We start from the raw sequence: 23,230 nt of genomic DNA, 5'->3' as shown, positions 1-23,230 counted from the left end.
GCCAGCCCCCTCACAATGTCAGTAGAATGCCGCCCTGTGGAAATTTCCTACAAGGCTGCGTGAAAATGGGGTTATTGAGGTTGCTGCTGGCGAGCTTGGTGGCTATAAGCCACATGGGCATCGACTTCAAAGGCTGGAACGTCGGCGTAGGATCGGTAGTGATCTTCTACATGCTGGCCGGGCATGTGGTCGCGAAACTCTGGGCGCGCCGCCCGCATGACCGACTGTTGCCTTCCCTGGGCTGGTTCTACAAGGACCGCGCCTTGCGTATCTTCCCGTTGTACCTGTGCGCACTGCTGGTCAGTGGGTCGCTGTGGGCAATGGGTACGCAGTCCCACTTTCTCAGCAAGACGCCAGGGTTTGCGCAGTGGGTCAGCAACCTGACGATCATCCCCTTGAACTACTACATGTGGACAGGCATCGACCGCTTCATGTTGATTCCGCCTGCATGGTCACTGGGCGCAGAGCTGCAGTTCTACCTCCTTCTGCCCCTGCTCATGCTATTGCCCTGGCTAGGCATCCTGGCAGCAGCCGGGAGTGTCGTGGTGTTCGCGCTCGCGCAATACGAATATTTGAACATCGACATCTACGGTTATCGGCTCTTGTTCGGCGTGCTGTTCATCTTCCTGAGCGGCGTGGCGATCGAAAAACGCTCGCGCCTGGGCAACCTGGCCCTGGTCGCGCTCTGGATCGCCTTGCTGACGTATGTCGTGGTCTTGCAGATGAAGGGTATTCGGCGCCCCTTCGACCATGAGGTGGCGGTGGGTTACCTCATAGGGCTGCCGCTTACCATATGGCTGTCCGGCTTTCGGTTCACGGGGCGACTGAATACGCTTCAACGGCATGCCGGCACCCTGTCGTACGGTGTGTTCGTGTTCCACTTCTCGATGATCTGGTTGTTGGAGCCCTATGCGCTATCGAGCAGCGCGAGGGTAGGGCTGGTGTTGCTGGGATCATTACTGCTGGCCGGTGCGTTCCACTATGGGATCGAGCGGCCTGTGTGGGAGCGCTTCAGGACAAAACTGCCCAGCCAGGCGACGCCCTCGTCGAGCAAGGAAGACAGCTATCCACGTGCCATGGCCGACGAGAAGTAAGCTACGACACGCGGAACGCATGCGAGGCTATGTGGCCGACGTCGTGTGCTCTTGCGACGGTGTGCTAGGCGCAATTGGCTGACGGAAGAGACGTTTGCCCCAATGCATCGTAGGGACCTCCACGAAGCGATGCAGCCCATAGGCCAGTACCAGCACGAAGGCCAGCGTCAGAAGCGCAGACATGAGGAACGACAGACCTTGGTCCATCAGCACGCGCATCGACAGATAGCCAATGATCGAATGCAGCACATAGATGGAATAGCTGATGTTGGCAATGAAATCGAGCGGTGCGATCGGTCGGAAGTGGCGACGGAACATGTAGCTCACCGTGAACACGACGAGCCCGTATACATAGTTCTGCGGAACGTTGGGGATCTGAGCCAGCCATTGGGTATGAGGCCAGCAGATGAGGAACACGGTAAGCAGGATCGCAACGTATGTGGCGAGCTGGCGGTTCGTGTAGGTGCCGGTGTAGTGATGGTAGAACCCGGTGCCGATGAACATGAAGATCACGCACATCAGCTCGGTCTTCAGTGATTCGATCAGGACGACGGGGATCGCCCCCCCGGTTACCAGGTGAGGCAGCGCCTCGCAGGCGGCCAGCACGAATACCGAGAACAGAAAGATGGGGTAGCTGTTGCCGGCTTTGATCGATCGATAAAGCAGCGCGGCGATGAGGTAGAACTTGATTTCGATGGACAGCGTCCAGTTCACCAGGTCGATCGAGGGTGAAGACACGTTGTCCTGAATGAGCAGCAGGTTGGCCAACAGACGATCCAGTGGCATCGAGAAGGCTTGGCCCCAGTAGCGGCTCGACAGGTAGACCAGCGCCAGCATGATCAGTGAGGCGGCGATGTAGGTCGGGTAGATCCTCAACAGGCGCGCTACCAGAAAAGGCCCAGGCGCCAATCGATTGAGCGAGAAGGGGATGACGAAACCACTGATCAAAAAGAATATGGAAACGCCAAAGGGACCATAGTTGAAGGTCGGTGGCGTGAGCCAGAAGATCATGCTCGGAGGCGCGCCTTCCAAGAGAGGTGCATGGATATAGGAGGCCACCGTGTCCCTGGCGAACCAGTAGACGCCGCACCAATGCACGACCAAGACGGCAATTACCGCCAATCCCCTAAGCTGATTGGCGAAGAGAGCCCGGTTCGAAGCGTGTGGCATGGATGTTCCCCCTGAAGTGATGCGATTGTAACATCACCTCAGGACATGGCCTGTTGACTTGGCCGACCATGACCAGGGTTTAATCCGAGTGTGCCCTGCGATAAGACGTAAGCGAGCCACGAAAAACCCGTAGCGTCACTGGGTCTTACAGAAGAACGCGATTGCCTGTGGGAGTCCGCCCGCCGCCTTGGCGCCGCGCTGTCGCGCAGAGAACATGGCGATAGCTGGCAGGATTCGGAGCTTCATTGCTAACCGATTTCAGGGCCGCTCACACCCGTAGCCCCACTGCGGGGTTGCAGGCTATCGCAGTCACCTGTAGGAGCGGCCCCTGCCGGGGCGCCGGACCGGCCGCGATGGGCCGCAAAGCGGCCCCAGAATTCGATCATCAACATAACTTCTGAGCCCTAACGACTATTACCACGTTCTCTGCACGAAAGCGCAGCCCCTGAGCGACAGGAGCTTCTCATCGAGCAAGGTTATGGCTCGCACCCAGGCCACACCAGCGCGACCTCGATGACAGGGCCGCCATGCACCCCAGAACTAGACAGCGCCCTGGGCTGGTCGATGTACACCCGCCAGGCGACTGTTGCGTAACCAGCGTTGCGCCGGACGCTCGACCCACCGATGGCAGGCCAGGCTCATGGGCACGAGCACCATGAAGAACGACAGCATCACCCAAGGCTGATAGAAGACCGCACGATCGAAGCCCAGACGGTCGAAGACCAACGCAAACACGATCTGCAGTGGAAAGTGCAGCAGGTAGGAGGAGTAGCTCACATCACCGATCCAGCCGGTACTGCGCCACAGCCCGGGCCAATGCAGCCCGGCACCTGCCAGCGTGGCCAGGGTGGCAGGAAAGCACAGGCCCATCACTAGGTAGACGTTGAGCGTATCGCACAGCCAGAGTTGCGAGGCCCACGCACCTGACGCGATGCAGCCACACACCAGCAACGCAAGGCCCGAACCGCATCCGCATCGCAGTTGCCAGAGCACGCCATAGGCCAGCCCGCCGGCGAAGAAGCACAGCAACCCACTGCCGATCTTGTAGCTGCCTGGGTACAGCATGAACCCTGCACCACAGGCAATGGCCGCCAGCAGCCAACGCCAACGGCCGGCCAGGCAGATGATGAAGAACAAGGCATACAGCAGGACCTCGATCGAGACCGACCAGATGGGCGCATTGTACGACCAGCCCTGCTCAAAGCCCCAGGCGGGTGCGAGCAGCAGGTTGAGCACGGCATGGTAGGCGTCGTTGAACGGGTAGACGAAATAACTGCCATGGCCTGTGGAGTAGAGGCCTTGGAGCACGGCGACCCCGCCCAGGGTGAGCAGGTGCAGCGGATAGAGGCGGCTGAACCGGTCCACGACGAAGCTGCGCACGCTGATGCGTCTGGCCGCCACGCGCTGGGCGAACAGCCAGAAGAACACGAACCCCGAGATGGAGAAGAACAGCTGCACCGCCAGCCCTCCGTAATGGTAGAGCGGTGTGAGCAGGCTGAAAAAAGGCTGGCGCGCGACCTCGAAGGCGGCCGGGCTGTCACCTATGTAGAAAAAGTGTTGCCAATGCCAGAACACGACACTGAGCGCAGCGAGACCGCGCAGGGTATCCAGGGTATACAGCCGTTCGTTCGAGGGGGATGCAGCAGGCATGTGCGGGGTCACTGGCGGGTACAAAGAGGGAAATGCTGGCACCCTGCGCAAGACCCTGTCAATGCGAGCCCTGAGTTTGTGAAACGGCATAAAAAAGGAGCGTCGCTGATGAAGCAGGGCTGCGACAGATGCCACAGCCCCGCTGCTCGTCACTCGAAGACGTCGGCCTCGGTCAACGCCACGCCCAGTTGGTCCTTGCCGGACAGGCTGGGGGCGTAATCGATGGGCCAGTCGATGGCGATGGTCGGATCATCCCAGGCGATGCAGCGTTCGCATTCGGGCGAGTAGACGTCCGTGGTCTTGTAGAGGAACTCTGCAGTGTCGCTCAGGGTGACGAAGCCGTGTGCGAACCCTGGCGGGATCCACAGCTGGTTCTTGTTCTCGGCAGACAGCACGGCCCCGACCCATTGGCCGAAGGTCGGCGAGGAGCGGCGGATGTCCACTGCCACGTCGAAGACCTCGCCCTGGACCACGCGCACGAGCTTGCCCTGGGCGTGGGGTGCCAGTTGGTAGTGCAGGCCACGCAGGACGCCCTTGACCGAGCGGGAGTGGTTGTCCTGCACGAAGTCCGGGTTCAGGCCCGTGGCGGCTTCGAAGGCGCGTGCGTTGAAGCTTTCGTAGAAGAAGCCGCGGTCGTCGCCGAAGACCTTCGGGGTGAGCAGCACGACATCGGGGATCGCCAAGCGAACGGCCTGCATCAGAACACCTTCTCTTTCAAGATACTTTGCAGGTATTGACCGTAGCCATTCTTGATCAACGGCTGGGCCAGGCGCTCGAGCTGTTCGGCATCGATCCAGCCAGCGCGATAGCAGATCTCTTCCGGGCAAGCGACCTTGAGGCCCTGACGGCGTTCGAGGGTGGCGATGTACTGGCCGGCCTCCAGAAGACTGTCATGCGTGCCCGTATCCAGCCAGGCGTAGCCACGGCCCATGATCTCGACGTGAAGCTTCTGCTGCTGCAGGTAGAGCATGTTCAGATCGGTGATCTCCAGCTCACCCCGTGCCGAGGGGCGCAGGCTGCGTGCCAAGTCGACGACCTGATTGTCATAGAAGTACAAACCCGTGACCGCGTAGTTGGACTTCGGGTGGGCGGGCTTTTCTTCCAGCGACAGAACACGACCGTGTTGATCGAAGTCAGCAACACCGTACCGTTCAGGGTCGTGAACGTGGTAGGCAAACACCGAGGCGCCTTGTTCGCGCGCGTTGGCATTGCGCAGCAGGGATTGGAAGTCATGGCCGTAGAAGATGTTGTCGCCCAGGACCAGCGCGGAAGGATCATTGCCGATGAAGTCAGCACCGATTGTGAATGCCTGGGCCAGGCCGTCTGGGCTGGGCTGTACGGCGTAGGCAAGGTTTAGGCCCCAGTGGCTGCCGTCTCCGAGGAGTTGCTGGAAGCGAGGTGTGTCTTGAGGGGTAGAGATGATCAGGATGTCGCGGATACCGGCGAGCAGCAGGGTGCTGAGCGGGTAGTAGATCATCGGTTTGTCGTATACAGGCAGCAGCTGTTTGGAGACGGAGAGGGTCGCGGGGTGGAGGCGGGTGCCGGAGCCACCGGCTAAAATTAGGCCTTTGCGGCTCATATGGCGTCCTATGTAAAGTGAAAAATGATAACCGTAAGTTATAGTTTGGATGCAGTTTAGCCTATTGAAGGCAAAGGTTTCTAGCACTGAGATCGATGAAAGGTACAAATCTGCTAGCTGGAAATCACGTAATAAGCTTAGTCGATCTCTGCGACGTGCCTTCTATACGAAAGGCACGCCTCCAAATAGATAGAGGAACTAAATTTTAAAGTTGATGAAGAGAATCTCCCCTCCGGGCTTTCCTTTTATCTGAGCAATTTGCATGACTACTAAGCTTCCATCACTAAGACCTTGGATCCCCTCATTTTCAGTTGTATCGGCCTTGATGCCCCATTCCTTGAACTTACTAAACAATTTTTCGGGGGCGACATAATTTGAACTCTGAATGTTTCCTGCCTTGTCAAAGAAATTTATGCCGTAATAATGATAAGGAGTAGCCTTCGAGGTGTCTGACCAATGCCCGCCCATGGACATAACAAAACCGTCATTGACAGCGGCAAAGCCTTGATGTTTAGGGATATTTAGCTTTTGAGATTCTCTATAGCCTGAATACTCTGCTGGGAAGGTAATATCGCCAACATATTTGAATTCATTATCCAAAATAGTGTATTCGCCACGACTCTGTCCTAGTGAATCACTACGGGTCTTGTATTTTTCCAGATACCAGTGTTGATTCAGTCTGGAAAAGCTCTGTGCGACGTTATCGTATAGAGATCTAATTTTCCGTGTGCTGCCTATATGGCTTGAGTCTTTGATGAGTTCATACTGCGCAAGTTTGTTCTCCGATCTTATATATGCAATGAGTTGATCGCCCACATGGTCGACAATTATTGATTCAGAGACTGAATTCTGTGGCTCAGGGATTACATAAGTGTTAATTAATTTGCTAGAGCTCCACTGATATTCTTCAATCAAAGCACGGGAGGGGTGACTATTAGAATATCTTAACAGAAAAATAAGATCATTTTTTTCATCGATGTAGAACCCCTGAGGATACGTAGAGGGGGCTCCAATTTGCTCATTCACGATCTTAGAGTTTGAAGAGATGAATTGAAGAGATTTAAGTATGCGAACATTAGAGTCCATATTATTGGATACGGACTTTTTGAATTGGCTAACAATCTGGGTGAGTTGATTGTTTTCTGGCTGATTTGGTTGGCTAGCGAAGCATCCAGAGTTTGCCAAGAATGAGGCAGCTCCTAAAAAAATGGCGTGTGGAAGTTTCGACATATGTCCTCCTGGGTATCAAATTTTACTCTGTATCCAGTAGACAGCTATGTGCCAAAGTAGTGCAAAAAGATTTCTAAAAAGGTGCTTTATGTTATTTCCCAAAGGTTATTCGGTTGTTATCAGCATATTTAGGGAGATGAAAATCATTTTTAATTTTCAAGTTTTTAATGCGTTGCACCTCAGTGTGTATGTGCTGAGGTGCAATTTGAGAAAGATGAGATATGAGTTTACGAATTTATAATGGCTTTATACTCATCAGGTGTTCCGCAAAATACGATGTCTTCGCTAGGGATTAATTCATATTTTACGGATTTGCCATTTTTTATAAGATGGTTGTAGAGTGGTGCAATGTAAAATTCACCTTTTTCTCGCAAATTATTTCTAACAGAGTTTTCGAAAGCGTCTTTAAATAGTGTAGGTGTTTTAAAATAATAAAGACCATTACTGCAAAGATCGGAAATTCTTTCTTTCTCTGCCGTTTTTAAGACGTCGAAGTTTTCTCCAGGTAGGGCAAACGACCAATGCGCACCCTCTCCGAGGAAAACCTCTAAATAACCATCAGCTGTACTTTTTTCAGACTTTTTGAAATTCGGCCTAAATGTATCAATGTTGAAAATGTAAATCGGCTCTTTTTCGTTACAGAAATCACTTGCTCTGAGAAGACCTTGATACACAGTGTCAGCTTGACCCTCAGTTTCCTCTGAGAACTCAATGATCAAAGAGTTTTTAACTCCTAGTTTATCTAAAGAGTCCTTTACAAAATCTGATGCACAGTAATCTGATCTCACCAAAAATAAAAACTTCTCGGTTTCGAAATATTGCTCAAAGGACATCACGGATCGTTCGAAAACCGTATAATCGCCTATTCGCAACTTGTACTTAGGTTCGAGGTATCCCTCTTTAAAGAAGCGACTGCTTTTGCCGACCATTGGTATTATGATCATAGGTTTTTATCCGAATTAATGAATTCATTATACAGGCGGAATGCGTTTGCAAAGAGCGCCAGTTGTCTTGGTTTGTTGTCGGCGTGCAAAGGTAGCATAGACAAAAATAGTAAAATCGTAAGTGGCATATATTCAAGTGCAGAGAGTCCGGCGACAAGCGGTTCTTGAAGATATGCTGTTTGAATATTAGCAATGCGCTGATCTGTGAGGATTTCTAGCGAAAAGTTTAACTTCCCATCATGTTCTAGATGGTAAGCGCCAGCAATGATGTGGTCATACAGTCCAATTAATGAATGATTCAACTTGGCTACATCGTATGCAACATCGCCGTACATAGTGAAGTTATTTTCAGTATCAATTGCTCTAGGGTCGATTAGTTTTACTGCATCAGCCCGTGAGTCATAGAGTATATTGCTAAAACATAAGTCGCCATGCAGAATGCCAAGGATTGGTTTTTTTGATAAGGCAAGTGCGATGCACTCATCCATGACTTGGCTTATAGAAGGTGTTTTATGCCCATTCACTGTGACTGTGGACGTTAAATCAAAATCCATTTTTTGACAGAAATCAGTTAGTCGTGAAATGGTTTTATCTGCGAATAAGCTTTGACGAGCGTGATTTAATTTTGAAATGTATTGCGAGTCAAAATTCTCAGTGCAGGCCTGAAGCCAAGCGCTAAGGTGCTTGAAAACTTTTCTCCAAAAGAAAACTGGGTTGTTTCCGTTTACTAACAACTCGTTGAGAGGGGCTAAGTAAAGAAATTCCAGCACATAATAAGGGCGGTCTTCATTAAAACCTTGCCCCATGAGTTGAGGGACAAATCCTTTCAGCGAAACCGGTAAGTTTGCAAACCAGTTGCCTTCTGCTGAAATTTTATACCCAGGTGTGCCGCTTTTGTAAACGTGCGTATTAGTGATGGTTAATTCGTTAAATGACCGCTGGGTGGTAATTTTAGCCCGAGTTTTGTAAAAGGTATTAATGTGGCCAAGATCGAACCAATGCTCTGACTGAGATTTCTCCATCATTAAAACCTGATCATACATACGAACAGCTTTAACAAAGTCGCCACGGCAGATGGTGAGATTTTTTATAAGTTCTCTGATGTTAGAGAAAGAAAAATATCCGCACCACACAGATTCGCTATTTGTATCGGATGATTCAACTTCCCAGTTGTAATAGTCTTGAGTAGATGCTAATGCCAGGATATTATCGCCGCTTGGGATTGCAGGAAGATATGTATCCCCATGCAGAATTCGAATCTGTTTGTCTGGGGTTTCGATGACATTAAGACAAAAGAGTATAGAATCTGCCAGCGTCAAACCATCGGGCACGCTTATAGTGCGTACTTCTAGTTCTTGAAGTGTATGATTATCTTGAGCTGAAAGATGATAGCTTTCAGGAGTGCTTAACCAAATCTCTTCATCGGGAAACGCTGAGCTGAGGGCCGCTACTTGAAATTTGAAAAGTCTTTTGTTGCCCACCGGCAAGAAAGCCGGCGGCAATTTACCAAACTCTGCCTGAAATTCAGGGCCAACATATGCTGCTGACGTGATTAGGATCATTTGGATTTCTCCTTCGCAAGTAGGGCTAAAATTTGCTCGTAGGAGTTATCGCGGAACTCTGAAGGACGCACCGCCTTGTCGTCAACGTAGAAGCCATCCATGCCGCACCATGGCTTCGCCATGATAATTTCATCATATGGAACTGAGTGCTTAGCTAGCCAATCTATAATAATAGGCAAAGTGTTGGCATTTATCTTGCCTATGTCGCCTTTATAGGTTCTCATATTGCGACTGGTACTAATCGCAATAGTGAAGCCTAAGTTTTTATAGTAATGCATTTTTTCAATGACATGCAGGTTTGGCGTGCTATTTTTATAGTCACCGTTTTGAGTGGTGCATATAGTGTCATCCAAATCCATGATCAAGCGTTTCATACTTTATTAAAACCCGCCAAAGCATTAAAGAATTTTGCTACTTCTGCATTTTGTCTGAATTCAGCCGCTTCATTTGAGAAGTCTAAATCCAGAGCACCCGAAAAATCTGGAGGGGTGGCTCTTGCTGTTGCCATTTTCATATCGCGCTTAAGAGGCGTATGAACCGGCTGAAGATGATTATCTGCCATCCAGCCGAAAATAAGCCCGTGAGCCCTCATTTGTGGGAACTCAGTGAATGGCGAAAGACTTTTTGCCGTAAGCGATGCGCTCCAGAGCGAAGCCATTGATAAAGCTGATTTTCGAGGACCGTACCAAAATTGATCTTGAGGGCCATACTCCTTAGTGAAGTCCATTCCAACTTCGTTAGGCGACAACTTCTCCAAGACCTCATAGGTTAAGGCGTTATGTATGCCAATATCCGGCCTGCAACGCACGATGTAATCATATCGAAAATTATTTTTCTTTTCATGGGCAACGGCTAGCTCATGAGATTTGTAGATACCATAGAGCATTTTTGCTTGGTTTAAGCTTCCCAGAGACAAGAAGTTATCAGCGTGCTCAGGATGTTCTTCGAACAAGCAGTCGGAATCCTCAAGTAAGATTTTCTCGAATTTGATATGCTTGGGCAGGATTGACTCAGAAAACACTGCCTGTTTTGGAGTGTCAATTATTTCGTAAGTGCGTGGAAACTTTGTTTTGAAGTAACGCTTAGAGCGCAGGGCGTTTGGGCACTTGGAAAGCATGTCTTTATTGAAGATTCTCAGAAGCCAATCATCTCCAGCCCCGCCCAGCCCTGGCCATACCTGCATTTCGGTCCAAGAATGGAAAAAAACATCAGCATTTAAGGGTTCGATTACATTTTTATAAATGCTGTCCAAAGCCAGGTTGCCACAGCGATACATTCCCGACAGACAAACGGCTACACGAGGTTTGACGTCTGCGCCAAGAATCTTGATGCTAGAAGTGCGTTTAAGCTCTGGTTGAATAACGTCAGAGATAAGTGAATACAGACGTGCAGCACCATCTTCCTTTTTTTGTTTTTGTGCGACAACTATACCTAGAAGCTTGTGTAGTTCGTTGTATCCAACTTTGGGGAACGTAATAAGGTTTGTATTGGAAAGGGTATTTTTAGCGATGAGCTGAGTAATGTATGCTTTCCGTAGAACGCTAATTTTCTTAAAAGTCTCAATGTTTTCTAATATTAATTTTATGCATGAGCTTAAAGAGTTGCTTTCCATTAACTCGTTTAAGGCATAAGTCAGATACATCAAGGTTTTAGGATTTTGTTCTGCTTGAAAAATTATTTCTTTCTTACTGACAATAAAGTTAGAAAGTATACTCTTGTCAGAGAAGGATGTATGACGGAGGAGTTCTCCATCTAATCCTGGCGCGGAGTTAATCTGCCGTTCAAAGTTCATGAGCATCTCTTGCTCATATATTTTCAAAAGCGCTTGTGCATTTCCGCGTTTTTCATAGGGATTGCTTTCATCGTCTGCAATAGACTTTAGATTGTACAAGCCTACTTTCGAAACAAAACTGTGCAGTTCGCTCAGTCGTCCAATGTCTGCTAAAAACACACAAAATTCAAGATGCTTTGAGCAATCTTCAGCTTCTTCCCTGAAGAAATTCAACAATGCATCAAACTCCCACCTGCTGGAGAGTCTTTTAACAATCGAGTCAAATCTTGCAGAATTCATTTTTTATCCAATCTATTAATTATTTATCACTTGATAGAATTTATTAATGGCTTCTGCCTGATAGATAGAATTGTTAAATTTCGAGAATTCAAATCCATTTTTTGTATAGTCCACGATTGCTGCTCCTATGTCCTCAGCAGACATGCCTATAATTCTGCCCAGTTTCCCAGATTGTAATACATCATAGGCGCATGGGAAATTGGTGCAAATGACAGGCAGGCCTAAAATCATTGCTTCAAGAATTGCTAAGCCCTGGCCTTCGTGTTTAGAGGAAAACACAAAGCAGGTTGCTTTCTTCAAGTATTTAAAAGGATTGTCTTTACGTCCTAAGAGGAAAACTTTTCCGCTTAACCCTTTGCTTGATATAAGGGTCTGAAGCTTATGCTTCAAAGGTCCATCGCCCACGATGACAAGCTTGATGTTAGGTGCTATTTTCTGAGCTTCGTAAAAGCCTAAAATCAAGTCTTCATGCCCTTTTTCAACAGAAAGACGAGCGACATTAATGAAAATTTCATCACCGCTTGAAAAGATGGATACTTCTTCTGGGGTCGTGATTTTTTCTTCCGCCAGTCGAAGAACCTTTTCTGTATCAATAAGGTTGTCACAGTATGCAAATTTCTCAGGCGTAATAGAAAAGCGCTCCTGCAAATTTTGCTTGTTTAAGTCATTGGTTGCTTTGGATACAGAAAGCAGAACATCATAGGCTTTGTAGTTATTAAAAATGCTTTCCAGGTTAGGGAAGCGTTTGGTCCATTCACCTACCATATCGTTATGCAGATATGCGATGCTTTTCTGATTGTTAGGATAGGGTTTCTGAGCCATGAGTAATGCCCAGAACCGAATATAACCATCGAAGTTAACAAGGCAATCGTAGTTGGCTCTGCCAAACATGCGTATGTTTTCGCGCAAATAACAACGCTGCAGAATCTCATTCATTTCCGGCGTAGGCAGAGAGTGCTCACGCATAAAGTAGTCGTTGAGCCACTTTTCTTCAATGGTCATATTCTGCCTACCCACTCTCGCAATGATATTTACATTGGGGTGTAGGTTTTTCATCTGCTGAACACGTTCAGGATGATTGGCCACAGAACCTGGGTCAACTGCAAGGGTCAGTGAGTATTTCTCAAAGTCTAACGCATTTGATAGATTGGTTATGGAAGTTGTAATTCCGTTTGGAATCAGTGCGCCTGCAAAAGCAACGATATTTATTGTTTCGTTTGGCGCAGCACAAATGCGGCTAATGTTTTTCTCAAAAAAGAAATAATCAATGATTTCTTGCGAAGATTTTCCTTTGTCATGAGAACAGAATTCTTGAGCTGCATTGTTCTTATCTTCCGCTTTAGCATTGTTGATCGAAGAATTCAATGAGCTCTTCAAACTTTCACGCGTTGTGCAGAATACGCCATAAAATTCTTTCAGGTCGAAGTAAAGCCCTCTGTCCTTACGATACTGTTCATAGTCGTAAGCATAGAAAATAATTGGGCGGCCTGTAGGGATAAAGTCTATGGCTACACTCGAGTAGTCGGTGACTAAAATATCCGTCAATGCCAAGAACTGATTAGTGTCAATATGGCTGGGTAAAAAATTAATTCTTGGATTTTTTTCTTGGATGGATTTTTCAAATATATGATGTCCTTTAAAGAACAACACGCAGTTTCCATCTAGGCTGTTTTCAATCAGTTCGATGGCCGTTTCTATCTCGTCTAGCTCTGAGTTGGTGTTACCTATACTGCTTCCTCGGTAGGTAGGTGCATAGAAAATAACTTTAAAGTCTTTTGCTATGCCTAACTCTTCTCTAAGCTTTTGCAGTACCAAAGGCGATGGGTTGATCGTTAAATCAACTCTAGGGTATCCCATTCTTAGGATGTTTGCACTTAGGCCTGGTCTAATGTCGTGCTGATCAATAAGTACTTTTTCCGAATGATTATTGGGTACAATAATATCGGTCGCTTGCAAAAAGTTCCTTGCGGCATTTTTGTGTTCAAAAAGCGAAGTCTGAATGTCTTTGCCTAAAGTTTTTAGCGGGGTTCCATGCCAAGTGTTTAGGTATTTTTGTCCGAGCTTTTTGATGAAGTAAGGTGGGAAGGTGTTATTGTTGATAAGGTACTTGGACTTGGCTAGGTAGTAGAGATAGTTTTCGCTTTCTCTGCTAACAAAAATAACATTTTTAAGTTTCTTAATGTGTTTAGGGATTTTATTTTTATCGTTAATTACCCAGATATAAGTAAAGTCTGAGAAATTCTCAGATTCCAGCATTTTCGTAAATATAGCATATGGGTTGCAAGAGATGGATGCCCCATGGAAACTTTCTAATAGAACCATTCGTTGGTCTAAAGTTTCTCTTTCAAAATACTCTGTGTAGACAGCAGATTTGTTGAAATTCTTATCGTCCTGCAATGGGTTTTCAGGGGCGCCATACGGGGCCTGTATGATGCGTATGTTTCTGAATGCTGAGCAGGCCTCGCTTAGCCTTCCTTCTTTAACAAGCAGGCAGCCCAACATATAATGCCAGGCTGGCACATGTGAGTCATTTCTTGCAATTGCTTGGCGTACATGGCCTATGGCATCGATGTAATTGTGGTCTGCGATATAATTCTGGGCAACTTTCCACCACGTTCCACAATCAGAAGCATCAAGCTCTAAGCTAATAGCCGCTGATGATTTAAGCTTGGCCTTTTCAAAGCTGGCTTTATAGCTTTGGGGAACATTTGTTTTAGAAGTCGAGCCGAGCGGTGCGGCATGGGTAGCTTGGTCCAATACCTTTCTTGCTAGACTGGCAGTCGAATCCTTTTTCAGCGTTTTTATATATTCTTTACACGCATCTTCGATACGTCCACTTTTTTCTAAAGCATACGCGCAACGATAATGCCAATAGACTGAGTGATCACGTCGGGCGCTTGCAGCATACCCGTACGCCTCGGCTGCGCTGGAATATTTATGCTGTCGCTCACAGACAAAGCCTAGCCTGTAATGCCAATATGTATCGCTTGAGTCTAAAGCGATTGCGTTTCTATAGCTTTTTTCTGCTAGCTCCCACTGATAAGTGCGGTCATAGGCCATGGCCAACCGATAATGCAATTTTGCGTTATCGTAATTCTTTTTCAAGGTCTTTTTGAAAGCGCTTATTGCTGCAGTCCACCTGCCGCAACTTTGATGAAATGTGCCAATTCCGTAGAGTGCGCTATCAAATTTATTGTCCAGGCTTATCGCAAGCTCATAATGCTTCGTTGAACCAGCCAAGTGAATGCGGTCATCATGGCCACGGGTTTCCAAAACATACCCGAGTCGATAGTGCAGGTTTGCGTCAGTCGGCAAATACGTCAGTGCTTTTTTGTATGATTTAGCAGCCTCTGTATGCGACTTCATCATTTCCTGAGTTTCAGCTAGCTCTACATAATAGCTAGGATTTTCAGGATCTAGTACGGTCAATTGTTGTAAGGTATCGAGCCTCTGCCACCACTTTGCTTGTTTCCTCAAGACATCAGCATGGAGAGACAAGTATTCTAAATTTTCGGCGTCCTTGGATATAGCATTTGCAATCCACTGTTCAGCATGATGCCATTGCCGCTGCTTGTGAAAGTGTACGGCATGGTAAAAGTTGGTAATTGCAGATCTGGGCTTGGAGATATCGGCTGCGTTCAAGTCCGCAAGATTGCCAACTCTGCCATCTAATATGCCATCTTTGAAAAAAACCATTAAAGGATTTGTATCGTTAGGCGTGTCTTTATAAGTGCTTCTATAAAAATCTGGATCAAACTTTTCACTAGGCTGTCGGTTTTCCAACCAACCATAGGTGAGGTAGTGCTGCAAAGGGTTGATCTTGGCCGCGACGACATCAGCGTATTTTTGAGTGTAGAAGTCAGGGCAGAAATAGCCACTTCTAATAAGCAGGCTCTGCACTGCGGATGTCTTCGGCTCTTCTTTGATGGTTTCTGCGCTCACGTGTGTTACCTGAGTATTAGTCGAGTTTCTCAATTTTTGATAGCGTCGCGTTCGTGGTTCAAAGAAGTTTTGATTTCTGTAGTCGAAATGGCTGCTGTACGTGGCAGATATACTACTTCGCAAAGATCTTTGAGAAAATCAAATTTGCCTTCCCAGTCATCGCCCATGACGAAAACTTGAGCTTCGTAGTTCTTAATGTCCGTAAATTTCTGTTCCCAATTTTCTTCAGGGAATACAAAGTCTACGTACCTGATAGATTCGAGAACAACCTTTCGATTTTCATAGTTCAGTAGAGACGACTTATGCTTGCCAGAATTAAATTCGTCTGACGACAGACCTACGATTAGTCTGTCGCCTAGTGCCCTGGCTCTTTTAAGCAGGTTGATGTGGCCCCGGTGGAGAATGTCGAATGTTCCATACGTGATAACCGTTTTCAATTTTTCTTCCTTAATCTATTAACTGTTTAACTCGTTCAATTAGTCTTGCTGAGTTACGGTCATCACAGTGGTCAAAGAAAATCTTCTTCTTCCAATCGTAACTGGCGATTCTCTCTGTGGTAAGCGCGGTTTCAGTGAGCTTCAATGCCTCATGGAGAGCCTCAAAGCTAAAGCAAACGGCACCCGGGAACACATGCTCAAGCTCATAAAACAAACCACGCTCGACACCCGCGTAGTATTCATAGTCATAAGCAAAGCTCACCATGGGTTTGCCTGTCAGCATGAAATCAATAAAGCAACTCGAGTAATCCGTGATCAGCAAGCGCGCGGACCGGTATAGGACCTCTACGTTAGGGTAATGTTCATCGCTCAGGTCCAGCGCATCCAACCGCTGCAACTGCTCGGCGTAGGACCCTGTCCGGTCAGCCATGTGCTCACGAACCCCGAGCACGAGGTTGTGCTCTGCAAGCCAGCCCGCCAATTGCGCCAGCTCTGCGTCTGTGAACTGGTAACAGGCATTGCCATGGCCGTTACGGAACGTCGGCATGAACAACACCAACCCTCGACCTGCCAAGGCGTCTTCGAGTTTGTGACTTTCAGCTTGCAAGTCGCTTGGCAGCCGCTCGAAGTCCCGCAGGATGAAGTCGTTACGGGGTAGCCCGGTAAGCCATACGTCGTTGTAAGTCAGCGGGTAAAACGCGGCGGCCATGGCCAGCGTATCGATGCTCGAGGAGCTGATCACGGCCCTGCAGCGTGCGTGCTCTTCAGCGATGGCCTCGCGCTTGGTCTGTTGGTCCAGTGAGGCATACCCGATACGTTTGAGCGGTATGCCATGCCACAGGTTGATCAGGTCGTGCAGGTCGCTCGATAGCGGATAGACCAGGTTGCGTGTAGGCGTGTGCTTAATGAAGAGGATTTTAGCGCGCAAGAGATGATATTGGCCTTCAGGACTCTCCAACGGCACGACAATGACGTTGCGGCCCTCCAGTGTCACCGGTTTTCCACGCGTGAGGATGATCTTGCGAATGCTATCGTCGTTCTTCACTTCCTCGAACACGGCCCGCTCGTTGCCCGAGAACACACCCGAGAAGGCGCACACCGGGAAGGCCCACCAGTGGTCGTACTTGGGGACACGGTGATCAGCCTCGATGAACTCGGCATCCGTCAGCAGCGCCGTGGGTACCTGCTCGTCATCGGCAAGCCTTGAGGTGCCGATGTACAGGTTGTGCTCGAGCACGTCCGGATCGGTGATCCGTACCAGGTTGCGCTCCATGGTCTCGACGTCGGCCGCCGACGCACAGGCGAGGATCTTTTCTTTCCACCGGTACAACTTGGGCACTTGGTAGTGATTTGCCGTCAGCAGGTAACGCTTGAAGACGGGAAAACCTGCTTCCAGCAGTTTGAAGTGCTGGTTGCTGTAGATGGGGTGGAAAGGGTAGAGGCTCGGTATGAACGTATCGAAGACGAAACCGCGCGTGATCAGATAGCGGGTAAGGCCGATCTCGTACTTGAAAATGACGTTCTGCTTGTTTGGCTGCTGCGTCACGGCGTTCAGTTGCTTGCGAAACCCTGGGTCGGCGATCACAGGACGGCGATAGGCCACGAAGTACGAGCCGATCAGGAAGTCATACGTGTCGTCTTCTTCGAACCGATCGAGCAGAGAAGCGCGCACGGTATCCATCGGGATCGGGTGCTTGAACTGGTTGCTCGGCTCAGCCTTGGTCTTGGCGATACCCTTGGTTGCCTGGAGGCCCCACCAGTCGCACCGACGCTCATCCATGCGTTTGAACACGGCATCGAAGTCCGTGACCAGGTAACAGCTGTCATTGGCGAGCAGCAGTTCGTCGTACTGCTCAATGGTGTCCCAACCCACCAGCGAGTTGGCCAGTAAGGAATAGGAGCCGAAGTCGTAGCGCTGATGCCGGCCTGCCCAGGCATGCTTGACGACGCTACGCAGTTTTTCCAGCTCGCCGTCCTGCATCACGCAATCGGCCAGGTAGTAGATGTCGGCATGGGCACTAAGGGCTCGCAGATACGCGAGGACGTAGTCGTCGACAAGGCCGTCTGGATCGTAGCCAGCGAACAGGCAGATCCGCTTGATCGGTTGTGTCGGCAGGTAGGCCGCTTGAGCGCTCAACGCGAAGGGACCTTGCGGACGGGGCAGGGCGCCCGCCGCGTGCCCGATATGTAAAAAATGCGCGAGGGGGTTGATCGCGTCACTGGCCGGATCGAGATACGTCGACCAGTACCACCAGACATCAAAGGCTTTGCAAGGCTTGCGCAACTCTTTCCAGCCGACCGTGCAGAAGTGGTACAGCGGGTTCATGTCGCACTGTGCAACGTCTGGATTGGTCGTCAGATAGTAGTGAGTATCGAAGTACGCGTTCGGGTTGCGATTTTCGCGCGCGCCGTGCCGTGCAAAGTGCACCAGTGGGTCGGCGCCCCCGGCTGCAACATCCGGGTATTGGCTGAGGTAGTACGCTGCGTCGAACGTGCCAGAGCGCCACAGGGTCGCGATGACCAGGTCCGATGCTGCTTCAGGTGGCGGCGGTGGAAGCTCAATCGACATGGAGCATCTCCCCGGCATGTGGCCGGAAAGCGGCTTTGCTCAGCGCAGCGCGCCAATCGAGTGGGCTTTCGGCTGCGGGCAGGTCCGCCACGCTGTAGAGCGGGCCGCCACCCTGGCGGACCTCGGTCGTGCGCGGCGGCAAGGCCAGGCCGCCATAAGGGCCGCTGAGGTAATCGTGACTGAGCGCAGGGTGGTAGAAGGGGTCTTGCTCACCCTTGGAGAACCAGCGCTCGGTAAAGTGTTTCTGCTCGCGCTGGGCTCTGCTGCGTTTTTCCGGTGCGATGTCTTTGCCTCGGCTGGCCGACTCGGCATGGATGAGTAGCGCGTTGGCGCACCACACGATCTTCAAGCCGAGCGCACGTACTCGCATGCAGAAGTCCACATCGTTGAAGGCTACCGGGTAGCGAAGCTCGTCCAGGCCGCCCAAGGTCTGGAAGACCGAGGCGTGCACCAACAGGCAGGCAGCGGTCACAGCCGTCTGCTGGCGGGTCAGCTGATTGGTTGCCAGATAGCCTGCATCGTGTTCGGCCAACTGATTGCCGGCATGTGCCGCCAGGCCGTTCACGCCAACGACGACACCGCCATGCTGCACCATACGGTTGGGCCAAAGCAGCTTGGCGCCGACGGCGCCCACACCGGGCCGCATCAACTGGCTGACCATTTCCTTCAACCAACCGTCGTCGAGGATCTCGATGTCGTTGTTGACCAGGCCAATGACTTGCCCGGTTGCATGACGCACGGCCGCGTTGTTGATCTCGGAATAGTTGAACGGGTAGGGGTGCGCGATCACCTGCACGCCCCGGCTCGGCAACTCGGCCAGGTAGTCGAGGGTCTCCGGCAACACCGACAGGTTGTCCATCACGATGATTTCGAGATCAGGGTAATCCGTCTGGCTCAGCAACCCTTCGATGCAGGTGCGCAGCAGGGTGAGCTGGTCCTTGGTCGGGATGATCAGGCTGACCTTCGGCAGCGGGGTTGGCAGCGGCCAGATGACGCGCAACAGGCTAGGGTAGGCAGGCAGTGGTGCAACTTGGGCGCCCGGTGCTAGCGTCTCGCACAGCCAGTGGATTGCTTCCAGTCGGCGCTGGCAAGGCGCCTCGTGCTCGGGACTGGTCGCACTGTGTGCATGACGGTGGTAGAGCACCTGAGGCAGATGCGCTACAGAGGCCTGTGTGTCGTGGGTAGTCAGCACCACGGCGGACATCAGCAGATGCCAATCGAATACGTGATGCCCCGCGCTGTGCAGCCGCGCGATGGCGTGATCGATCGTGTCTTTGCGGAAGACCGAACCACGCGTGAACGTATCCGCACCGATGAAGGCGTCCAGATCCCATGCAGGCTTGAACCACGGATGACCCCGATCCCCGTCAGGCTGGTCCTGGTCGCAGTCCGCGTATCCCCATGCGCTTCCCTCAGCCAGCAACAGACTGAATTGACTCAGCGCATCAGACCTCAGGCGATCGCCTGCCCACAGTGGAACGATGTATTTGCAGCCTTCGTTCAGGAGCGCCTGCAATGCAGGGGCTAGATCGGCTGCGTGAGCCTTGACGAGGTGACGCGTTGTAATGCCAGACATTTCCAGGCTACTGAGGCTCTGTGCTTCGAGTACAGAGTCGCCCTCCGAGATCAGCAAGACACCCACTTCGCCTGCCGCCGACACTTGAATAGCATTTGGTTGCTGGAAGGCGTTGGCCCAGGCGGGGTACAGGTGCCAACCTGCACTCTTGGGCAGACGCAGGCTTTGCTCCTTTGCCACCGCCTCGATCACATCGAGTAGCGCCTCGTCGTGATGCGCAGACAGTTGCTTCACCAAGCCTTCGATCCCTTCCGGGGCGCAGCACAGGGTGACGGGGCTGCCGGCCAAGGGTTCGCCCGACTCGCTTTCGATGCTCAAGGTATGCGGTTTGCCGTCAGCGAAGGCCCAGGGCAGGTCCACTACGAAACCATGATCGCTGCTGTCACGGTAAGCCAGGGCCTGACTGTGCTGGTCGCATACGACCTGCGTCACCTGGCGGTCGCCCTCTCGAACGCGAATCGTCATACGTTGCTGCGGTGCCTGTGGATCCCAGGCCCAGCCGCTGATGCGCAGCCCGCCGGTGTGCCAGACCTGTGAAGCGATCAGCTCAGGCTCTTTGCCGAAGGGGGCGGGCAGGGTGATGTCGCCTGGGAGCGACACAGGTTCGTTTGCGATCTTGACGCTGATATGGCGGGCCTGGTTCAGCCAGCTCTGGCGCAATTGGACGGCAAAACCGTTGAACTGGTCGCCCTCGGTTGCCCTGGCTTCGAACAGATCCGCGCGGGCGATAGCCACGCTTGCGCCGTCGATATAGATCTCGACGATCAAGCGTTGACCAGGGTTCAGGGTATCCAGGGCCCACCCTTGCAGGACGTCGCCATAAAGCCCGGTGATCAGGCCCGTGAATCGGGTCGCGGGAAGCGAAGCAGTGTCCGCTGGAGATTCATCCAAGACGTGTCGTGACATCAGGCCGGCTCGGTAAAAGAAAGAGTAGGAAAAGGGAACACGCCTGGGGCATCGCCCCGCGAGGTGAACGGTGCGTGCAAAGGAAGATCCAGGTCATGGGCAAGTGCCGCGGCACGCCAAGCCGAAACAGGACAGGTTTGCAGGCTCATGACGGCGCCGCACCCTGACATCGTGACGTTTTCGGCCTTCGACAGTACTGCCAGGTTCGGTAAGGTATGCACCGCACCTGTGGCAAGCAGTCGCTTGCTCCACGGCTGTGTCCCTTCGATCAGGAGGACAGCAGGCAATCGCTCTCGAGTGACCCGTTGGGCCAATGCCAACCACTGCATTGCGAGGTGACTGTCGCCCAAGTCGTCGCCGATCAACCATGTGTCGGTCTGGGCATGGTCGTCGAGGCTCGCCATCGCTGAGGCCGCGTCCACCACCAGATTGGCGCCTGGCAACGCTGCCGCATGGCGAGCCAGAAACGTATCCGACGGCAGTTCGATACGCTGCGCCGAGGTGGCGAATCGGAGGCGACGCTCGCGCTCATCCGCGTCGAGCAAGGCATCGTCCTGGCAAAGGATGCGGTAGGGCATATCGATCTGGGTCGGCAGGTCCCAGACAGGCGAAGGGGCGTTGATCAGCTGTTCGAACACAAGTTCGCTCAACGGCAGGCCGCGCAGGTCTTGAAGCAGACGTGGCCATTCGCTCGGCGCATAGTCCAGGGTGATCTCGAGCGGCAGCAGTTGCGCATGAAGCGTGACCCAGTTGCGCAGCCCATCGTGGTGCCACGTCAGGCTGAACGGCGTTTGCGGGCGGCTGCCATCATGAATGTGCAAGGCCGAGCGCGGCTGGTTCGACAGGTCTCGATGCTGGGCTAGCCAGTGATCCAGTCGTGCGCGCTGCAGTGCCTGCCGAGCCGGTTTGATCGGGTCACGCCGGCAGAAGGCCTCGTAACGGGCCTCCGCATCGGGGTAACGCTGACGAAGAAGGGCGTTGTTGTAAGCAACGCGCAAGTTCTTTTCTTCACCGAACGACACGCCGCCCTGATGCGCGACGAATACGTTCGGAGCGCCCAAGTGTTTCCAGCCGAAGCTGCGGGCACGAAGGCACCAGTCGGTCTCTTCCCCGTAACCCCGCGACAGCTCGACTTCGTCCAGATAACCCACCTGGGCGATGGCCTCGCGCTTGATATACAGGCAGAAGCCACAGCCCGTTTCGATCTCGACAGGCGGTTCCGGGTTGAGCTTGGCGAGCGTGTCGAGTTCGGCGTGCTGGCTGGCCGAGGGCATCGGCTGGCTGATGCGGCTTTGCGGGAAGCTCATCAGCTCGCCGTTGTTGGTGAAGGGTGTGACCGAAGCGGTACGCGAGTCGCTGTAAGCCACCTGACGCAGCCGGTCGATCCAATCCCCATGCACGCGGGTATCGGCGTTCAGCCAGATCACGTCCTTGTCCAGGCTCATCGCCATGGCGCGGTTCATGCTACGGATGAACCCGAGGTTGGTCGGGTTCTGCACGAGGGTGATCTTGCTCTTGCCGGCCAGCACCTTCAACGCCTTGCGCAGCGCAGGGAGGGGCGTGGCATCCTCGATCACCACGAGGCGATGAGGCGTACGATTGAGTCGGCGAGCCTCGATGGCGCTGTTGATGCAGGCGAGCGTTTCTTCCAGGCCGTTGTAGACCGGAATCAGCACGTCCACAGCGGTGTGCTTGGCTGAAGGGGCAAGTGCTGCAGGCGGCACCCAAGCTGGCATGGCCTGGACGGGACTGCCTTGCAGGGGCTGGCCTGTCTTGAAACGAGCACTTACCACCGCAGCAGTCTTTGGCAGCTTGGCGCGAATGCCTCCATGGCTGGACGTGATGCCCGCAGCCGTCAGGACAGCGTCAGGGCGGCTGGCAGGTACGTCCACCAGGCGTCCGTCGAGCTCGAACTGTACGACGCATGCTTCGCCCGGATGTTTCAGGTCGATTGCCCAACCTTGGATTTCCTGGGCGCTTGGCTCGTAGCGAACGACACCTACCGGGCCTGAATGATGCGTCTTGGCAGCCAGCAGCCTGAGCACGAAATTCAGTTCCTGAGGCGAGGTGATCTCTGGCAACTGAGCAAGGATGAGGCGCTCGAGGTGTTCGGGCGCGTCCAATTGGCTGCGTGCATGCCACAGTATCTGCCGTAGGCCGGCATCGTTGGGCTGCTTTTGCCAGGCGGCGGCCAGATAGCGAGTGGCAAGCTGGGGTTGTGCTTGATCCAACAGGCAACGGCCTAGGAGCGCGTGCAGGTCTGGCCGCTTTGGCAGGGCCGTGACAGCGTTGCTGAAAAAAATGAACGCGAGCTTGGGATGCGTTGGCAGTGCCTCGATGCCCTTCCAGATGAGCGCTTCTGGGCGGTACTCGGAGACGTGTAAGGCTTGCTCGAGCGCTGAAGCGGCGCTGGCGTGCTCTTCTGCCTGGCGATGCCGATGAAAAATGTCCATGAGCGTTTCTCGCCCATGGTCGAGTTGTCTGGACATAAGCTGGCGTA

15 protein-coding genes are annotated in these 23,230 nt (G+C 51.9%); 1 reads left to right on the top strand and 14 read right to left on the bottom strand.

The genetic code is table 11. The features are described from left to right. Positions 1 to 26: 26 nt before the first annotated feature. Positions 27 to 1,094 carry an acyltransferase family protein gene (locus G7Z99_RS17055; RefSeq protein ID WP_308812299.1) on the top strand — a complete coding sequence of 356 codons (1,068 nt, stop codon included), beginning with the start codon at positions 27 to 29 and terminating at the stop codon, positions 1,092 to 1,094. 27 nt (positions 1,095 to 1,121) lie between these two features. Here G7Z99_RS17055 and G7Z99_RS17050 read toward each other — a convergent pair whose 3' ends face one another. From G7Z99_RS17050 to G7Z99_RS16985, 14 genes are all read right to left on the bottom strand, one after another. Next, the gene (locus G7Z99_RS17050) at positions 1,122 to 2,264 is read right to left on the bottom strand and encodes an acyltransferase family protein (protein WP_181095840.1); all 1,143 of its coding nucleotides are present in this window, start codon (positions 2,262 to 2,264) and stop codon (positions 1,122 to 1,124) included. Between the two features lie 540 nt (positions 2,265 to 2,804). Continuing rightward, positions 2,805 to 3,914, bottom strand: coding sequence for an acyltransferase family protein (locus tag G7Z99_RS17045; RefSeq protein ID WP_181095838.1), 1,110 nt, complete (start codon positions 3,912 to 3,914; stop codon positions 2,805 to 2,807). Between the two features lie 149 nt (positions 3,915 to 4,063). After that, the gene (rfbC, locus tag G7Z99_RS17040; RefSeq protein ID WP_181095837.1) at positions 4,064 to 4,612 is read right to left on the bottom strand and encodes a dTDP-4-dehydrorhamnose 3,5-epimerase; all 549 of its coding nucleotides are present in this window, start codon (positions 4,610 to 4,612) and stop codon (positions 4,064 to 4,066) included. Then, the gene (gene rfbA, locus G7Z99_RS17035) at positions 4,612 to 5,493 is read right to left on the bottom strand and encodes a glucose-1-phosphate thymidylyltransferase RfbA (protein ID WP_181095836.1); all 882 of its coding nucleotides are present in this window, start codon (positions 5,491 to 5,493) and stop codon (positions 4,612 to 4,614) included. Before rfbA ends, rfbC begins: the two co-directional genes overlap by 1 nt. Positions 5,494 to 5,691: 198 nt before the next feature. Then, positions 5,692 to 6,723 carry a hypothetical protein gene (locus G7Z99_RS17030; protein ID WP_181095835.1) on the bottom strand — a complete coding sequence of 344 codons (1,032 nt, stop codon included), beginning with the start codon at positions 6,721 to 6,723 and terminating at the stop codon, positions 5,692 to 5,694. Positions 6,724 to 6,950: 227 nt separating this feature from the next. Then, entirely contained in the window at positions 6,951 to 7,556 is a 606-nt protein-coding gene (locus G7Z99_RS17025; RefSeq protein ID WP_258197064.1) for a capsular biosynthesis protein, read from the bottom strand. A 107-nt stretch (positions 7,557 to 7,663) separates the two neighbouring features. Further along, positions 7,664 to 9,229, bottom strand: coding sequence for a hypothetical protein (locus tag G7Z99_RS17020; protein WP_181095833.1), 1,566 nt, complete (start codon positions 9,227 to 9,229; stop codon positions 7,664 to 7,666). After that, positions 9,226 to 9,603 carry an HAD-IIIC family phosphatase gene (locus G7Z99_RS17015; protein ID WP_181095832.1) on the bottom strand — a complete coding sequence of 126 codons (378 nt, stop codon included), beginning with the start codon at positions 9,601 to 9,603 and terminating at the stop codon, positions 9,226 to 9,228. Before G7Z99_RS17015 ends, G7Z99_RS17020 begins: the two co-directional genes overlap by 4 nt. Beyond that, on the bottom strand, positions 9,600 to 11,300 hold the full coding sequence (locus G7Z99_RS17010) for a hypothetical protein (protein WP_181095831.1): 1,701 nt from the start codon (positions 11,298 to 11,300) through the stop codon (positions 9,600 to 9,602). The genes G7Z99_RS17015 and G7Z99_RS17010 overlap by 4 nt, the downstream gene beginning before the upstream one ends. Positions 11,301 to 11,315: 15 nt before the next feature. Continuing rightward, positions 11,316 to 15,242 (bottom strand): CDP-glycerol glycerophosphotransferase family protein, encoded by a 3,927-nt coding sequence (locus tag G7Z99_RS17005; RefSeq protein WP_181095829.1) that lies wholly within the window; start codon positions 15,240 to 15,242, stop codon positions 11,316 to 11,318. A gap of 29 nt (positions 15,243 to 15,271) precedes the next feature. After that, complete coding sequence (tagD, locus tag G7Z99_RS17000; protein ID WP_144939136.1) at positions 15,272 to 15,679, bottom strand: glycerol-3-phosphate cytidylyltransferase; 408 nt, start codon at positions 15,677 to 15,679, stop codon at positions 15,272 to 15,274. 10 nt (positions 15,680 to 15,689) lie between these two features. Next, the gene (locus G7Z99_RS16995; RefSeq protein ID WP_181095827.1) at positions 15,690 to 18,248 is read right to left on the bottom strand and encodes a CDP-glycerol glycerophosphotransferase family protein; all 2,559 of its coding nucleotides are present in this window, start codon (positions 18,246 to 18,248) and stop codon (positions 15,690 to 15,692) included. Beyond that, positions 18,238 to 20,730 carry a glycosyltransferase family 2 protein gene (locus G7Z99_RS16990; RefSeq protein ID WP_181095825.1) on the bottom strand — a complete coding sequence of 831 codons (2,493 nt, stop codon included), beginning with the start codon at positions 20,728 to 20,730 and terminating at the stop codon, positions 18,238 to 18,240. Before G7Z99_RS16990 ends, G7Z99_RS16995 begins: the two co-directional genes overlap by 11 nt. Further along, positions 20,730 to 23,183, bottom strand: coding sequence for a glycosyltransferase family 2 protein (locus tag G7Z99_RS16985; protein WP_181095823.1), 2,454 nt, complete (start codon positions 23,181 to 23,183; stop codon positions 20,730 to 20,732). Before G7Z99_RS16985 ends, G7Z99_RS16990 begins: the two co-directional genes overlap by 1 nt. Positions 23,184 to 23,230 lie beyond the last annotated feature (47 nt).

It is taken from the genome of Pseudomonas entomophila, from assembly GCF_013523165.1.
GTDB lineage: Bacteria > Pseudomonadota > Gammaproteobacteria > Pseudomonadales > Pseudomonadaceae > Aquipseudomonas > Aquipseudomonas entomophila_A.
This window is presented reverse-complemented; position numbering and strand designations above follow the sequence as displayed.

Coding starts and splice junctions, on each gene's coding strand:
- G7Z99_RS17055 (WP_308812299.1), top strand. CDS start 27: ATGCCGCCCTGTGGAAATTTCCTACAAGGCTGCGTGAAAATGGGGTTA.
- G7Z99_RS17050 (WP_181095840.1), bottom strand. CDS start 2,264: ATGCCACACGCTTCGAACCGGGCTCTCTTCGCCAATCAGCTTAGGGGA.
- G7Z99_RS17045 (WP_181095838.1), bottom strand. CDS start 3,914: ATGCCTGCTGCATCCCCCTCGAACGAACGGCTGTATACCCTGGATACC.
- rfbC (WP_181095837.1), bottom strand. CDS start 4,612: ATGCAGGCCGTTCGCTTGGCGATCCCCGATGTCGTGCTGCTCACCCCG.
- rfbA (WP_181095836.1), bottom strand. CDS start 5,493: ATGAGCCGCAAAGGCCTAATTTTAGCCGGTGGCTCCGGCACCCGCCTC.
- G7Z99_RS17030 (WP_181095835.1), bottom strand. CDS start 6,723: ATGTCGAAACTTCCACACGCCATTTTTTTAGGAGCTGCCTCATTCTTG.
- G7Z99_RS17025 (WP_258197064.1), bottom strand. CDS start 7,556: ATGTCCTTTGAGCAATATTTCGAAACCGAGAAGTTTTTATTTTTGGTG.
- G7Z99_RS17020 (WP_181095833.1), bottom strand. CDS start 9,229: ATGATCCTAATCACGTCAGCAGCATATGTTGGCCCTGAATTTCAGGCA.
- G7Z99_RS17015 (WP_181095832.1), bottom strand. CDS start 9,603: ATGAAACGCTTGATCATGGATTTGGATGACACTATATGCACCACTCAA.
- G7Z99_RS17010 (WP_181095831.1), bottom strand. CDS start 11,300: ATGAATTCTGCAAGATTTGACTCGATTGTTAAAAGACTCTCCAGCAGG.
- G7Z99_RS16995 (WP_181095827.1), bottom strand. CDS start 18,248: ATGTCGATTGAGCTTCCACCGCCGCCACCTGAAGCAGCATCGGACCTG.
- G7Z99_RS16990 (WP_181095825.1), bottom strand. CDS start 20,730: ATGTCACGACACGTCTTGGATGAATCTCCAGCGGACACTGCTTCGCTT.
- G7Z99_RS16985 (WP_181095823.1), bottom strand. CDS start 23,183: ATGGACATTTTTCATCGGCATCGCCAGGCAGAAGAGCACGCCAGCGCC.